This is a genomic window from Peribacillus alkalitolerans, from assembly GCF_010882125.1.
Taxonomy (GTDB): Bacteria; Bacillota; Bacilli; order Bacillales; family DSM-1321; genus Bacillus_BN; species Bacillus_BN alkalitolerans.
Map to the genome: position 1 here is coordinate 165,704 of NZ_JAAGVZ010000004.1, position 15,350 is coordinate 181,053.

At 35.9% G+C, this 15,350-nt stretch carries 18 protein-coding genes; 4 read left to right on the forward strand and 14 right to left on the reverse strand.

Annotation, left to right across the window (positions count from 1 at the left end; translation table 11 throughout):
- Nucleotides 1–119 precede the first annotated feature (119 nt).
- The 3 genes from ybaK to G3O09_RS06955 all read right to left on the reverse strand — a co-directional run bounded on the left by ybaK (nucleotide 120) and on the right by G3O09_RS06955 (nucleotide 1,639).
- Entirely contained in the window at nucleotides 120–596 is a 477-nt protein-coding gene (gene ybaK, locus G3O09_RS06950) for a Cys-tRNA(Pro) deacylase (protein WP_163100769.1), read from the reverse strand.
- Between the two features lie 225 nt (nucleotides 597–821).
- Nucleotides 822–962: a hypothetical protein gene (locus G3O09_RS22165; protein ID WP_205439620.1), complete on the reverse strand. Its 141-nt coding sequence runs from the start codon at nucleotides 960–962 to the stop codon at nucleotides 822–824.
- A gap of 41 nt (nucleotides 963–1,003) precedes the next feature.
- Nucleotides 1,004–1,639, reverse strand: a complete 636-nt coding sequence (locus G3O09_RS06955; RefSeq protein WP_163100770.1) for an FMN-dependent NADH-azoreductase — start codon at nucleotides 1,637–1,639, stop codon at nucleotides 1,004–1,006.
- Between the two features lie 162 nt (nucleotides 1,640–1,801).
- Here G3O09_RS06955 and G3O09_RS06960 point away from each other — a divergent pair, with 162 nt between their 5' ends.
- Complete coding sequence (locus tag G3O09_RS06960) at nucleotides 1,802–2,278, forward strand: hypothetical protein (RefSeq protein WP_163100771.1); 477 nt, start codon at nucleotides 1,802–1,804, stop codon at nucleotides 2,276–2,278.
- A gap of 91 nt (nucleotides 2,279–2,369) precedes the next feature.
- Here G3O09_RS06960 and G3O09_RS06965 read toward each other — a convergent pair whose 3' ends face one another.
- Nucleotides 2,370–3,134 carry a MerR family transcriptional regulator gene (locus G3O09_RS06965; RefSeq protein ID WP_163100772.1) on the reverse strand — a complete coding sequence of 255 codons (765 nt, stop codon included), beginning with the start codon at nucleotides 3,132–3,134 and terminating at the stop codon, nucleotides 2,370–2,372.
- Nucleotides 3,135–3,273: 139 nt separating this feature from the next.
- Nucleotides 3,274–3,429: a hypothetical protein gene (locus G3O09_RS06970; RefSeq protein WP_163100773.1), complete on the reverse strand. Its 156-nt coding sequence runs from the start codon at nucleotides 3,427–3,429 to the stop codon at nucleotides 3,274–3,276.
- Nucleotides 3,430–3,682: 253 nt separating this feature from the next.
- Between G3O09_RS06970 and G3O09_RS22170 the strand changes: the two genes are divergently transcribed.
- Nucleotides 3,683–3,859 (forward strand): hypothetical protein, encoded by a 177-nt coding sequence (locus G3O09_RS22170; protein ID WP_205439621.1) that lies wholly within the window; start codon nucleotides 3,683–3,685, stop codon nucleotides 3,857–3,859.
- 124 nt (nucleotides 3,860–3,983) lie between these two features.
- Nucleotides 3,984–4,388 carry a hypothetical protein gene (locus G3O09_RS06975; protein ID WP_240338365.1) on the forward strand — a complete coding sequence of 135 codons (405 nt, stop codon included), beginning with the start codon at nucleotides 3,984–3,986 and terminating at the stop codon, nucleotides 4,386–4,388.
- Between the two features lie 276 nt (nucleotides 4,389–4,664).
- Here the strand turns inward: G3O09_RS06975 and G3O09_RS06980 are convergent, their stop codons facing one another.
- The 9 genes from G3O09_RS06980 to G3O09_RS07015 form a co-directional block, all read right to left on the reverse strand.
- The gene (locus tag G3O09_RS06980; protein WP_163100774.1) at nucleotides 4,665–5,093 is read right to left on the reverse strand and encodes a cytidine deaminase; all 429 of its coding nucleotides are present in this window, start codon (nucleotides 5,091–5,093) and stop codon (nucleotides 4,665–4,667) included.
- A 50-nt stretch (nucleotides 5,094–5,143) separates the two neighbouring features.
- Complete coding sequence (gene abc-f, locus G3O09_RS06985) at nucleotides 5,144–7,042, reverse strand: ribosomal protection-like ABC-F family protein (RefSeq protein WP_163100775.1); 1,899 nt, start codon at nucleotides 7,040–7,042, stop codon at nucleotides 5,144–5,146.
- A 331-nt stretch (nucleotides 7,043–7,373) separates the two neighbouring features.
- The gene (locus tag G3O09_RS22735) at nucleotides 7,374–7,505 is read right to left on the reverse strand and encodes an RAxF-45 family protein (protein ID WP_275898302.1); all 132 of its coding nucleotides are present in this window, start codon (nucleotides 7,503–7,505) and stop codon (nucleotides 7,374–7,376) included.
- Nucleotides 7,506–7,625: 120 nt separating this feature from the next.
- Nucleotides 7,626–8,624 carry an LCP family protein gene (locus G3O09_RS06990; RefSeq protein WP_163100776.1) on the reverse strand — a complete coding sequence of 333 codons (999 nt, stop codon included), beginning with the start codon at nucleotides 8,622–8,624 and terminating at the stop codon, nucleotides 7,626–7,628.
- 76 nt (nucleotides 8,625–8,700) lie between these two features.
- Nucleotides 8,701–9,663 carry a phosphotransferase enzyme family protein gene (locus G3O09_RS06995; protein WP_163100777.1) on the reverse strand — a complete coding sequence of 321 codons (963 nt, stop codon included), beginning with the start codon at nucleotides 9,661–9,663 and terminating at the stop codon, nucleotides 8,701–8,703.
- 291 nt (nucleotides 9,664–9,954) lie between these two features.
- Entirely contained in the window at nucleotides 9,955–11,163 is a 1,209-nt protein-coding gene (gene megL / locus G3O09_RS07000; protein ID WP_163100778.1) for a methionine gamma-lyase, read from the reverse strand.
- 234 nt (nucleotides 11,164–11,397) lie between these two features.
- Nucleotides 11,398–12,618 carry a DEAD/DEAH box helicase gene (locus tag G3O09_RS07005; protein WP_163100779.1) on the reverse strand — a complete coding sequence of 407 codons (1,221 nt, stop codon included), beginning with the start codon at nucleotides 12,616–12,618 and terminating at the stop codon, nucleotides 11,398–11,400.
- 66 nt (nucleotides 12,619–12,684) lie between these two features.
- On the reverse strand, nucleotides 12,685–14,010 hold the full coding sequence (locus G3O09_RS07010) for an ATP-binding protein (protein ID WP_163100780.1): 1,326 nt from the start codon (nucleotides 14,008–14,010) through the stop codon (nucleotides 12,685–12,687).
- A gap of 205 nt (nucleotides 14,011–14,215) precedes the next feature.
- Nucleotides 14,216–14,458: a DUF4097 family beta strand repeat-containing protein gene (locus tag G3O09_RS07015; RefSeq protein ID WP_275898303.1), complete on the reverse strand. Its 243-nt coding sequence runs from the start codon at nucleotides 14,456–14,458 to the stop codon at nucleotides 14,216–14,218.
- Between the two features lie 201 nt (nucleotides 14,459–14,659).
- On the opposite strand from G3O09_RS07015, the gene G3O09_RS07020 reads away from it, so the two are divergent.
- A complete protein-coding gene (locus G3O09_RS07020) occupies nucleotides 14,660–15,220 on the forward strand; it encodes a 3D domain-containing protein (protein WP_163100782.1) in 561 nt (186 codons plus the stop codon).
- Nucleotides 15,221–15,350 lie beyond the last annotated feature (130 nt).

A 15,350-nucleotide genomic window follows, 5' to 3' on the forward strand; every position in this document is an offset into this window, starting at 1 on the left:
CCTCGATTGTCAAGATGATTCTCATTTCAAGCTACTTCTTGGCTCTTGATCCAAGCTATCTGTTAATAAATGAGAGACCCACTTAAATTAAAAGGGGTCTCTCATTTTATTGAATAAGTTCACTTTGTCAAATCCACAACTTGACCCTTAATTACTTTAACTAAATCGTCGATTTTCAATTCAATTTGAACTCCAATATTGCCACCACTGACAATTATGGTATCAAGTGCTTTAGCACTTTCATCAATGAATGTTGGAAATAGTTTTTTCATCCCAATTGGAGAGCAGCCACCTCGTATATATCCTGTTACTTTTAGTATATCCTTAACAAGAATCATTTCGACTTTCTTTTCTCCCACAGCCTTTGCCGCCTTTTTCAAATCCAGTTCTGTCTCTACAGGAATAACAAATACATAATTTCCCTTACTAGAACCTTGGGAAACAAGCGTTTTATAGACTACCTCTTCTTTTCTTCCAATCTTTTGTGCAACAGAAACGCCATCAATTTTTCCATCGTCAGCTCTATACGTCATCATTTCATATGATATTTTTTCTTTATCTAAAATCCGCATAGCATTTGTTTTTACTTTTTTCATGTTTATCTCCTTGTCAGATATCGATGAAATAAGTATACATTAGAAATCTTAGCTAGCGCCAAGCTTTAGCACTGGGGAACCGCCTATTTGCACTTATATTTTAATCCTAAGATTGGCAACGAAGCCGACTTACTTCTTTGCCGCCAATTTATATTTTCTAAAGTGAAAAATAATGGCTCGGCTCTATATTACGGTCCAAAAGAAAAAGAGCTGCAATGACAGCTCTTAATTAATAATATAAGGGTTTCCACCAATAAACTTTCTCATTTCATCCGTAATTTGAAACGAATCCTGATTAGTCACTTCATCCTTTACTTCGTAATTCCCTTGCATACTTCCGTCATAATGAATGGGTTTTTGATCCATAGTCATCACCTCTCCTATATATGGAAATTATACCATTATTTTTAAAAAGTATGAGCAAAATCTTTAGCACGTGCTATAGCATTTTCCTTTATTTCTTGCGCTTTATCTGGCATCGCAGCATGCCCTTCCACAAATAAACCTTCAAACGATGGAACACCATAGAATTGCATAATTACCTGCAAATACCTGTGACCCATTTCCATTGCAGCTGCTGGTCCTTCTGAATAGATTCCGCCACGCGCTTGAATATGTAAGGCTTTTTTATTGGTTAAAAGTCCAACTGGCCCTTCAGCAGTGTATTTAAATGTTTTTCCCGCTACAGAAACAGAGTCAATATATGCCTTTAGGATTGGTGGGAATGAAAAATTCCATAACGGCGTTACAAACACATATTTATCTGCAGCAATAAATTGTTCACATAACTGGGAAAGACGTCCGACTTTCGCTTGTTCTTCAGCTGAAAGTTCTTCAAACCCCTTCCCACCTTGTAGTTTCCCCCATCCGCTAAAAACATCTACATCTATATGTGGAATATTCTCCTTATAAAGATCAAGGTGAACTACTTCATCTGTGGGATTCAACTCTTTGTAAGTATCAATAAACGCTTTTCCTACTGCCATACTGTATGATACGGCATCATCATGTGGGTGTGCAGTAATATAAAGAACCTGTGCCATTCTATTTCTCCTTTTTGTTTGATTTTCACAATAACTAATATTCTCCTATTCACCCTTAAATAATCCTGTTGATCATAAGATATGGACATAAACCTTTTTCATACCTTAAACATACCTATATAAATGAAGGTTCAAATTTTCCAATCAAAGGAGATGTCCTTTTTGTATCCTTACTATTATTATCGTGTGAATAATTGGGAACAGGTTTTATCTTTGTTGCACAAAAGTTTATATGCCGAAGAAATGGTATGTTCCATGAGTAGTGAGCTTTTTCATATCCCTCAAACTAAGGATTTAAAAGGAAATGCTGAGATGCATGAACATCTTGTCCACGCTACCTATCACCGAGTATCAGCAGTGGGTTCAGCACAGAGGCTTGTCAATGGAGAACAACAACCAACCATTACTGCAACTCTTGTAGCATGTATCATTAATGCTGAAAATCGGGATAAAAAAGTAAGAGAAGGTTTACACACAATGGAGGAAAATGTAGTTCCTGAGTACAAGTCATTTGTCCGGATGATTATTAGATGGCAGGAACAAACGGAATCCTACTTAAAACAAGCTAAAGAAGCATTAATTGCCATGGGTGTTTCATTTCCATCAAGTAGTGAGGCCCAGAGTGGGTATTCTTATTAGAAAGGTTGGTTTTAATACCAATCTTTTTTGTATAAAAAAGAAAAGGCAGCCCAGTAGCCAAAGACTACAGTGCTACCTCCATTAATAAAACTTAACTCTTAAAACCTGTATAAATGTGGATTGCATCTCTCAGGAATTCTGCTGTGCCAGGTTGCTCTTTATCATAGTATGCCTTAAACCTTTCATCATCTACATACATTTGAGCAAGTCCTGCGTGTGCCTCTTTGCTGTACTCGCTCCAGTAAAATGTTAGCCACTTTTTATGCAAATCTGCTGCTTTTTGGGCAATATCGCTAGCAGGGTCGCCTTTTTTGAATGCTTCCGCTATTGTCTCAGTTACTTCATTTGCTAGACGAGTGACCTCCTCATGCTGCTCCTTGGTCATATTTTTTACCTTTTCATTGCTATTATTAACAGCATCGTCCCCATACTTTTCACGAATTTCTTTACCATATTTCTTTTCGTTATCATCTATCATTTTTTGCTTAAAGCCTTCAAACTTTTCTTTATCTGACATTGTAATTCTCCCTTCAGTTAAGGCAATTGATTTCTCCACATTAGCAATCAACAAATCCAACTGATTTCTTTTGTCCAGGAGTTTTTCACGATGTTCTTTAAGTGCTTCGGCACCATTAAAGGAAGGGGCAGTCACGATTTCTTTGATTTTTTCTAAACTGAGCCCTAGTTCTCTGAAGAATAATATTTGTTGTAGCCTATCCACTTCTGCCTGACCGTAGATTCGGTATCCTGAAGAGTTCATTCTTGCCGGCTTAAGAATGCCAATCTCATCATAATATCGAAGCGTTCTGTTACTGATCCCTGCTAACTGGCCTAACTTCTGCACTGTATATTCCATCTTTTCACCTCCTGACAACTTTACTGTACACCTTTACGCAGCGTTAAGGTCAATACATATTTAATAAAAAAAAGCTTCTTTGAGCCCATTTTCACTCAAGAAGCTTATTCATGGCTTTCTCCATATTATTTCACCAATTTCATATCCAAAATTTAAATTGTTTATATGAAAAGAAATATTTTTTGCTCGGATCAACAGGATACAAATTATACGTCTCAACAAATTTCTCTTTTATATTCATTTCCTCTCTTTTCAGTTTTACCATTTCCTCTATTGCAAAGTGATTAATATTCATTGTAATCGCCTCCTTGTTCTTACTGTTAATATACGAAATTTACCAACAGGAAACATTCTTCGGCAGTTTGATTTTTATATACAACTTAAGACTGAATAAAACTCCAACCTACTTACCTCTATTCCTCAGACCCTCCAGGTTATCTTTACTTACCTTAATTACAAAAGAGCGACCTGCCATTGAAACGAATAAAAACATCATCAAGTCTCAAAACTAATGATGTTTCTAATAACAGTTTGAAGGAGGATATACAATGGCGAAAAGAACACAAAAACACGATGCAGATCAAAAGAATAAACAAGGATTTGATTCTGCAGTTATCAATCAAGAATTTGGTCAAGAAATGGGTAGTGAAGTGGCAAATCAACTTCATAAAGAAAAAGCGAAAAAAGCTAGAAAATCGAATGCAATGGCTCAAAAATTGAAGTGATAGAAAGAGGGTGACCAAGTTTAGTCACCCTCTTCCTATAAAAATTTCAGATCATTTATTACTGTAATAATTCTCTGTCACTCACAATAGAATAGAATATCTGTTCGTTGTGGAGGGGAGAACTTTGATCAATAAAAATGAAACGTTAATGACAGGAGATATGCTCATTAAGTATTACGAGCTTAACAAAAAGAAAAAAGAAATTGAATTAGAGTTAAATGAATTAAAGGATTTATTCCACCACTACTTTGATAACCAAGTTGGATTGAATGATAAAGGCGAAGTCACCATTAATGGGTATAAACTACAGAGACAAGTACGAAAAACAGAAAAATTCAACGACGACTTAACCATCAAAAGGTTAGAAGAATTGAATATGAATGATCTAATACAAGTAATAAGAAAACCCGATGATGTAAAAATTAAAGCTGCTCTTAATCTTGGATTGATTCATCCAACTGACCTGGATGGCTGTATCATCACATCCTCTTCACCAGCGATTTCAGTTAAGCCGGTTACACCCAGATAGAAGGAGCCTATAAGGCTCTTTTTTTATTTAGGTTCTTTTCACATAGATTGTATTTTTTGTCTATAAAGTTTGTCCGTAGGCACTTGCTTTCCGTGGGGAGGGTTAGCGCCTGTGAGTCTCCCCCTTCCCTCTATATCCCCACAGGAGTCAAGTACCCTTCGCTACAATCAACTCAGAAAGTCAAAATTAAATACACTAAAAAACAGCAAACTTTACGAAAACAACCTTCATTTACAATTAAACATTTTTTTCGGCTCTATTTAATCAAACGTTTGATTAAACATTTTCCCTAGTATATTTCATAGGTAGCATAGCTGAAATATCACATTTACCGTTTTCTTTTTCAAATGGAATAATGACTTTCATGTTATTTCCATAATCGCTTAAAAGCTCTCTGCACATTCCACACGGAGTCACAATATTGATTTCTTGATTTTCTTCATCTGGATGGGGATGGCGTACAGCAACAATTGTATCGAACTCTTTAAAGCCTTCTGAAATGGCTTTTCCTATAACCATTGCTTCAGCACAAACAGTAATTCTGCCAATATAAGCTTCCACATGCACTGCGGTAAAAATTTCACCAGACTTGGTTCTTAATGCAGCACCTATATGGTGACGATCCAACTCATAACACTTTTTAATGATTTCTTGAGCAGATTGGACCAACTCTTGATCTTGTTCAGTTAATTTCATGATATTCATACGTTTTTGTCTCCTTAATTTTTATCTGACAACAAGCCACACCATTTGCCTTAGCTCAACACACTTTCTAAGGTTTGATAAAGTGCATCCCTTTTTTGTTCAAGCTCTTTTTGTTTTATATACAATAACTGAAGAGCTTCTAAGTCACTTTCTTTTTGCATAGACAATTCCATATATAGAAGTTCTTCTTCAACGAGCTCAATTTCCTTTTCCAACTGATCCAAGTTAATAGTTTTCTCTTTCGTTTTTTCTGGTCTGCCGAAGTTACTTGAAACCTGCTTTTTGGGAGCTCCAGTTATTATTTGCTTTGGTTCCTTATCTAGCTTTTCAACTAGCTTCTTTTTTGCCCATTGATATGGCCCCTCAAAAAAGTGCATGCTCTTATTATGAATCCAATATGTCTTATCGAATAATTTGTTCAATAGGTAGCGATCATGAGAGACGGCCAAAATAGTACCCTGAAAATCTTCGAGCGCATCCTCCAACACTTCACGGGAATCAATATCCAGATGATTGGTTGGCTCATCTAAAATCAACAGATTAAGATCTTGATGCATTAACTGCGCCAGTCGTAGACGCATTCTTTCTCCACCACTCAATTGCCCTACTTTGCGAAAAACAGCCGGTCCGTAAAACAAAAACTTTGCTAGCAAATGTCTAGCTTCTCCTTCAGCAACCTTAATTTCCTCTCTAAAAGCTTCTAAGACTGTTGTATTAGGATTATCTGTATATAAATGTTGAGACAAATAGCCAATCTTCACATTACTTCCAACCGATACGATACCTGTTTCAGCTTTCAAGTCCCCCAAAATCATCTTCAACAAGGTAGATTTTCCTGTTCCATTATCACCTACGATAGCCGTTCGATCTTTATATTGGACATGTATATTCACATTTTCAAACAAAGTTTTATTTTTGAACACTTTGCTCGCATTCTTAACTAAAACAACATCCTTCCCACTTCTGTCCGCCTTCTCAAATTCAAGACCCATTTTCTTTCTCTCTAGGATAGGTTTTTTAAGCTTTTCCATCCGGTCCAGTGCACGTTGCATATTCGTCGCTCTCTTATGAAGAGCAGCACTAGGTGGATTTGAACGATTTGCCCAATCCCTTAATCGCTTGATCGCTTCTTTCATTTTCTTTATTTTTCTTTGCTGCTCCTGATATGACTGGAATTCATCCAATAACTTCTTTTCCTTTTCAATCATGAACCCAGAATAATTGTGATGATATAAACAGATTTCCCCATCCTCTAAATCCAAGATTTTATTAGCAACTTCATCTAGAAAATAACGGTCATGGGAAACGATGACGACTGTCCCTTCATAATCCTGCAAAAATTCTTCTAACCATTCGACCGCACCAATATCTAGATGATTGGTCGGTTCGTCAAGCAATAATAAGTCAGGCTGTTGAAGCAGCATGTATCCAAGGCAAACCTTCGTCTGTTCACCACCACTTAACGTCTTGAATTCGGTGTCTAACAGACTTTCAATCTTTAGTCCATTTGCCACCTTTGATACCTTTGCATCCATTTCATACCCATTCAAATGAATAAACTTCTCTTGAAGATTTCCGTACTCTCTGATAAGTGAATCCAGTTTTTCTGGATTTTGTTCTGCTGACATTTTAAGTTCAATGTCATTCATTTTGTTAAAAATGTCTCTTGCCTCTGAGAATGCTGAAAATAATACATCCTTTCCCAAAGTTTGATCTTCAAAAGTTGGTATTTGTGATAGATATCCGATTTTTGTACCCTTCTTAATATGAATCGCACCTGCATCTACTGGTTCCATACCGCTTATTAGCTTAAGAATGGTAGATTTACCGCAGCCATTGCGCCCTACTAAGCCTATTCTGTCTTTTTCCTGTATCTCGAATGATAAGTCTTCAAATACTGTGTTTCCCCCGAACATTTTTTTCACTGAGTTTAAACTGCACATAATCATATATTTTATTTCTCCTTGTATTTTAATTATTGTTGATTAGAAAACTTGGTTAGCTCCTGTGATTACCAAGTTGCACTCATACCGCCCTCCTACATGCACTCCTACGTCGATTTATTTCCTATGCAGACGCAAGATACTATAGGATGGAAAAGCAAAAAAGGGTAAAGAAGCGGTAGGACACGCGCTTCTTTACCCTTGGATCGATTCTTATATTGACAAAAAATCGATACACAAAAAAGAGTCCACAAAGGACTCTAAACATTAAACATATCTTAGAGTCCGTCTGTTACACGACTGACTTCTCATAATGTTTAAAAGGTGAAGAGAACTTTTACCGTTTCAGTTTCAATATGCAATTTCTAAAAAAGGGCAGACTCCCCCCTTGAAATTTTGCACCATGAAAAATTGCACGAATCACATACATAAACTGTTGTTCTTCACGCAATATTACTGAACGGCTCATTCTCTTCACCTCCTTATCATAATAGTTTTAATTATAAAAACATTGTATCAAAGGTTCCATTTCATTTACAAGACTTTTCCATCTAATTAATTCTATGAAAGATGACAACTATAGGAACGCCTAATTTTTCTGAATTACTCCATTATATGTTGCTGCAGAATCCTCTATTAAAAAATCGTTTAGAGCCTTTTTATTTTTCTCAATATCTGGAACAAGCACTTGACCAGCATTTTCAGCTCGTGTTTCTGTAAACGAATCTTTAATCGGAATTACTAATGTATTGATATCACTCTTATTTAACACTATGTCTTTCGCAATCCCAATGGCCATCAAAGTCTTCATATTTGTATCGATATATGGCTGGACTGTGCCAATAACTTTTGGAAGCTTGCTAATACCATTGACACTAATGAATTCATTTTTCACTGCCTTAATTACCTTCTGTTGCCGTTCTACCCGAGCAAAATCGCCTCTTGCATCATGGCGAAAACGTGCATATCCCAGTAGTTCTTTTCCATGCAATTTTTGGATACCAGGTTGTAGCGTCACACCTATGTTTTTGGACATTTTTTTCTCAACTTCTATTTCAATTCCCGATGGAGATAGAGTGTCAACAATTTTTTCAAACCCCTTAAAATCAACTAAAGCATAGTAACTCACGTCTATGTCAAAATTTTGTTTGATTGTTTTCCTCAGTAATTCAGGTCCACCTAAAGAAAACGCAGCGTTAATTTTATGCTTTCCATGATCAGGTATTTCAACGTATGTATCACGCATAATGGAAACAAGTCTTATAGCATTTGTTTTGGTATTGAACTGCCCTAACATAATACTATCCGTCCGTGAAGCTTGCTTCTCATTAAGGGAATCTATTCCTAGTAATAGTACATTAAATGTTCCTTCAAGAGCTGTCCCTTCGAAAGCTTCAGGTGGAGGGGGTTTAAATTCATATTTAGTTTCTAGCTTTGGTGAAGGTGCCGCCTGTTTCACCCCTTGTTCATACTGAAAGAAGGAATACCCGATTACTGCAATAATGAAAATTAGGACAACTAGGATAAACCTCTTTACATACTTTCTTAGTTTTTTTTGTTGATTGTTTTTACTTATTCTTGTATCCACCAATAACCACCGATTTCTTTTAATATTAGAAAAAATTTACCCTTATCTTATTATTCTCCTCGATGACCACTTACTTTCATCTTTGATAAAATTTACTCCAGAATTCTTGATTCATTTGTCCAATTATCTTTCCAGACTTAATCCTTAATTCTATTTCTTGTACCGTATAGAATTGCCAATCTTCCATTTCATCTTGTATCCATGTCTTTTTGAATAATGAATATAAGAAAATATCTCTTAAAAGTAAAAACAATGGAATTTGTTTCAAAATGTTTTCCGACAGTGTGTGCTCTGAACGATAACCTTCCAAAAATGGTTCTATAAAATAAGTGGAGAATGGCTCCGCGAGCTGCAGGAAAGATTGACTCTGCCAATAAGCATGAAATATTGAAGTTGCTAAATCTTGCGCAAACCAATTATATGCACAGTCATCGAAATCAAATAAAATAATTGAATTATTTTTCACATGGAAGTTTCCTTGATGAAAATCATTATGAATTAAACCAAACACTGAATCATCGTTTTCAAATTGATCCACTTCTTTTCTTAAAAATGAATATTTTTGATAAACGAAATCTTCCAACCCTGACTGATTCATTCTATAAAGTTGTTCCGAATTCCTCTTCCAATTTTTCCTATTAATATTGGGCAAACGATTTGAAAGTCTATGGATTCTCCCCATCATTTTTCCCCAATTATAGAACATAACCTTGTTCCAAATTTTCTTGTCAGTGACATCTATCACATTACCTTCAGCTTTTTCAAAAGCACACAAGTATATTTTCTCTTCAAGTTCTATCACATCACTATACATAGGTCCCGCTACTGTAACTTCATTTTCTTTAAGCAGCTCTAAAAATTCCAATTCCCCAGTTAGCTCTGCTTTTGTCCTTCTAGTACCATCTGATAAGCGGACAATCCAGTCTTTATCAATACCTTTACAAAGGTAAACTTCATTTTGATAACCCGTTGACATAGTGGTAATTTGTTTTTGATCAATATTAAAATGGTCTGATATTTTTTTAATATTTTTCTCCATAATGTCTCCAATCATAATTAAAGATGGCTATTATTTTCCATTCTCCTTTGTGGATTAGCGTTTCAACAATTGAAATATCAGCTCTCCTCATTATTATCGACTGGAATGGATTGGGTTTGAACCATTCCACATCGACCCGTATCTTACTTTCAATCGGAATTTTACTTAATAACAACTGAATAGGTATGGTTATTTTCTGTTGTGCATGGTCATGGCTTGATAGACAAAATAAAAGCTAGACATAAAAAATTCCACTAAAGATGTCTTTAGTGGAATTTTTGAATCATATGATCATAATTGATTTTGGTATTTTTTCAATAAAAACATCAAGCCTTGTTCAATATCTCCCCAAATGTCTTCCCATGATTCTAGTCCAACTGAAAGTCGGATTAGTTGGTCTGAGATTCCCATCTTCAACCTAGTTTCTTCTGGAATGACAGAATGGGTCATGGTAGCTGGATGCTGAATTAAACTCTCAGCATCACCAAGGCTGACAGCTATTTTTAGTAATTTTAAGGAATTTAAGAATTTCTGGGCATCTTGCTTGCTTCCTTTAATCTCAAAGGAAATTAGTCCTCCACCCTGTTTCATCTGATGTTGGACAATACCATAATTGGGATGACTACTGTCACCAGGATAATAGATATGAGAAATTGCCGGATGCTGCTTTAATTTTCCAAAGAGTTTCTCAGCATTTGAGGTATGTCGATCCATCCGGACAGGCAAAGTTTTCAAGCCTCTAAGCAAAAGCCACGCATCAAATGGTGATATAATCCCTCCAATGTCCTTTTGGGTCGTCATACTGACACCTTGGATGAAATCCTTCTTCCCCACTACCAAACCCGCTACGACATCTCCATGCCCACAAATATATTTCGTCGCACTGTGGATAACAATATCACATCCCAACTCTAGTGGCCTCTGTAAATACGGAGAGCAGAATGTATTATCTACAACGACTGGAATTCCATATTCCATCGCAATTTTTGATATCATTCTTAAATCAATTACTCTCATGGTTGGGTTGATGGGTGTTTCCACATAAATGCAAGTCGTATTTGGCTGAATCATTTGCCTAAATTCACTTTCATCATCCATTGCACAAAAATCATGGCTAATATTATATTTTTCTTTCATGAGTTTAAGAAGTCCGAACGTACAACCATATAAACCTTGTGAACATATAATATGGTCATTCGCCTTTGTCAGAGCAATTAAGACAGCCGATACTGCGGCCATGCCTGAACCAAAGGCTAATCCAGCCTCCCCTTTTTCAAGTACTGCAATTCTTTCCTCTAGAGCTTTTACCGTTGGATTCCCAAGTCGTGAATAGATATATCCCTCTTCATTGCCTGCAAAGCGACGTTCCCCTTGCTCTGCACTGTCAAATGTAAAAGTGGAAGTTTGAAAGATTGGTGTAGATAAGCTGCCTAGATGATCCTTTGAATCATATCCTTCATGAATTACAGACGTTTCAAAATTTTTATAGCTCTCTCCCATATGTTCTCTCTCCTTTATATCTACTTCCTTCTTCTACTATCATATGTGATTCCATCTCATAATGTAAGCGTTTTCTTTTTTGCTGTATTTTTTATCCAACTACTGTTATTTATTCAATTTATAGGATACATAATCCTTCATGGAAAAGAGATTAAACTTCTTATGTTTAATAAGTCCATATGATTAACCTGATCCTAAGAAAAAAGAGCGCTAAAATAAGCGCCCTCCATGCTATTATTTCCTTTTACCTTGCCCAGAAAATGATTTCTTGGCGACAGGCTTGCCAGATGTTGGCTTTGATTTCTTTTCCATGGGTTGTTTTCTTTCGTCAGCAATTTGTCCTTTGAAGAAAACTTTTTGTGTTAGTTCAATGCCTAACTTATTCACCAATCGTCTTAAGTCCCGTTCTTCTTGCGATGTTACAATTGATATAACAGTTCCTTCAGCCCCAGCTCTCCCCGTACGACCAGAACGATGGGTGTATTGTTCGACAGTTCTCGGGATGTCGAAATGAACAACATGTGTTAATCCTTTAATATCAAGTCCACGAGCTGCTACATCCGTACTTAAAAGAATTGGGTATTCACCTTTACGGAATCCCTTCATTGCTCGTTCTCGTTCCGATTTTTTCGATTCTGAATGTAGGGCAGCAGCTGTTAAATCCTTAAACCCTAGCTTTGATAATGTAAGAGAAATTTCACCAATATCCTTCATGAAGACAAGTCCCTTCATGTGAGGTAAACGTGCAATGCTCTCTAGAACTTTAATTTTGTCTCGTGAATCAGAAACAAAATAAATATGCTCTACCTTGGCAGGAGGTAAGTCTGCTTGCCCCACCATAATCAATTCCGGTTCATTCATCATATCCTTTGCTTGCTCTAAAGCATCTTTTTGAACGGTTGCAGAGAACATTAGAAGTTGACGGTCTTTCATTGTACTTTTTATGATTTTTTGAATAGTAGCTATATGCTCAGGTACAAGCAATGTGTCACCTTCGTCAAGTACAATAGTTTTCACTTCATGCATTTTTAATTTTTTCAAATCAATAAGCTCTTGAATTTTCCCTGGTGTCCCTACCACGATTTGAGGACGATTTTTTAGCTTTTCCAGTTGTCTTTTTATATTGGCTCCCCCGATGAAAGAAGCTGAAACAAGTCCGCTTTCTTTGGACCATTTCTGGATTTCCGAGTGGATTTGCATGACTAGCTCACGAGAAGAAGCCATAACGACAGCTTGAACATTCTGTGAGGAAGGGTTTACGTTTTCAAGGATTGGCAATAAATAGGCTAACGTTTTACCTGTTCCAGTTGGCGATTCAGCTATGACGTCTTTCCCTGCAATAATTAAAGGAATTGATTTACTCTGGACAGCAGTTGGTTCTTGGAAGCCTTCAGTTTCCCATGCCTTTTGTATAAACGGTTTCATGCTCTTTATTGTAAAATTGGTTTGATCCATATTGTTCTCCTTTTTCCGGTTGAATGAATTGTCATCCCATCTTATCTCATAAGTTGTTTCATTTTATCATATTTCAAGTCTTTTGCTAACGGATTCATGCTTCTCCTTAAATAGAGGTAGTTTTACTATTACAGAAGTACCCATTCCCTCCTCGCTATCAATTTCGATTTTACCGCTATGTCTTTCGATTATTTTATAACATACAGCCAAACCAAGACCTGTTCCACTGGTTTTCGTTGAATAAAATGGTTCCCCTAAATGCTTTAGCTTTTCTTCATCCATTCCTATTCCATTGTCTTGGATAAGGACAAATGCGTAATTATCTATTTTCTTTATTTCAATAATAATCTTTCCATGATCAAATGTAGCTTCTAAGCCATTTTTAATTAAATTGATAAACACCTGTTTTAATTGGTTACTATCTCCATGCACATATATAGGAGATGTACCTTTTTTAATAACTTCAACTTCCGTATCGTGTAAGTTAGCTTGGGCTTCCATTAATAGAAGAACCTGATTAACGATATCACATAGATTTTCTTTTTTGAAAATCACATCTTGTTTTTTACCTAATATAAGCATTTCACCAGCTATTAGGTTGATTCTTTCCACTTCTGAAAGCATGATATCTACATACGATTGGTCGAGCTTATTGGTTGTTTTCATTAATTGTAAGAATCCTCTGATAGAGGTAAGAGGATTTCGAACTTCATGTGCAACTGCAGCTGCTAAATGACCTATGGCTGACATTTTTTCAGAAGTAATCATTATCTCTTCATCCCGACGAATGTTTGTTACATCTCTAGCAATGCCAAACAATCCAATGATTTTCCCGTCAACTATGATTGGAAGCAAAGTACAACGCATAATTTTGACTTCTTCAAATGCAGTGATGATTCTCATTTCAAACTTAGCGGAACTCCCATTGAATACATCTAAATAATACTTATGAACCTGCTCCTGATCTTCTCCATATATGAATTGTCTTGCTTGTTTACCCTTTAAGAATGATTCTTTAAAACCAATCACTTCTTCACCCTCAGGGTTCACCCTTACGAAATTTCCCTCTTTATCTAATTCAACGACAGCATCTGGATTATGATTGAATAATGATTGATAGTGCTCATTACTCGCTTGTAACAAGAAATCTTTTTCCATCAGCTCCAATTTAGACTGAACAACTCGTTTAGTTTGACGATAGATTAAGGCGTATAAAATTAGTCCTGTAATAATAATGTAAAACCAGCTTTTTCTTCGTTGGAACAAGAGATAGACTGTAATATTCTCATTGGCTATTTCCATCGACATATAGTCAGTGACCACAACCCAAATGATTCCTATTAAAGTATAGATCAATGAAATTCTCAAGGCGATCTTATGAGATTGTTTCATGCTGTATTCACCTTTATCTTCCTATTAAATGAGGGCAGTCGATATCCCGAATTATCCTTTTTATTTTAGCCATAATTATCTAGGTTTACAAAAGACATTTGATACAAGTCAAATAACACTACTATTTGATGTAATGGTTATATGATTATGTTTTCCAACACAATAAAAAACCGAACCCATTTGTTTAGGTTCGATCATAACTGAGTTAATTATGAATATCAAAATCACCAGAAGTCGTCCGGATTTTCAATATTACTGCTCCATTTCCGATTGTTCCAAGAATTCTACTTTCCGATTTCTCTGAGTAAGACATACCTTCCAGTTCAATGCTTCCATCCCCAGAAGTGGAATCAAAGTCAATTTCTAATGAGTCAGGGATTTTACAAAGTTCCACTTTCACATCTCCACTCGTGGATTCTGTAGTAATATCATAATGGTCACAAATCATTCTTGGAAATTGCAGAATACCCTTTTATGCCTAGTAAATATTTCTTAAATACTAGCCACTTATCCCTATATAGTGATGAATTAGTAACGAAATGTTAAAAGGTTTTAATGTTTTGTAAAACAAATAGAAACTCTATGAAACATAAATGAAATATTTTAAAGTTATAGTATTCTTATGTTGAAACAAAGGAGACATAAGAATTTGAAAAAGTTACTAGTTGCCATCCTATCATTAGCTTTCCTATTATCAGCTACAAACATTACAACTGAAGCAGCAGCATCTACATACACAGTAAAATCTGGCGATACTCTTTATGGCATCGCAAAAAAACATAAATTAACAATCACTCAATTAAAAAGCATGAATAAATTGAAAAGCGATACGATTAAACCAAAGCAAGTATTAAAGGTTGCAGTAGTTAAAGCAGCAGCTAAGCCCGCCGTAAAAACTGCAGCAACAAAGCCAGCAGTATCTAAAGTGCTTAATATGACAGCCACAGCATATACAGCTAGTTGCAAAAGTTGCAGTGGTATCACAGCAACAGGCATGAACTTAAAGAAAAATCCAAATCTAAAAGTGATTTCTGTTGATCCAAAGGTAATTCCTTTAGGAACGAAAGTATATGTTGAAGGCTACGGATATGCAATTGCCGCAGATAAAGGCAGTGCTGTAAAAGGCAATAAAATTGACGTATTCATCCCCAACAAACAACGTGCCCTTAATTGGGGAAAAAAGACAGTAAAAGTTACAGTATATAAATAAACCAAAAAAGAGGCTAACGGTAGAAGAATTCTCACCGTTGGTCTCTTTTATTTTTTATCCAAGAAGGAATAAATCAAGTAGAGAAGAATGTATTGATTATTATAGTAAAAAGCTCGTATTGGAGGTATTT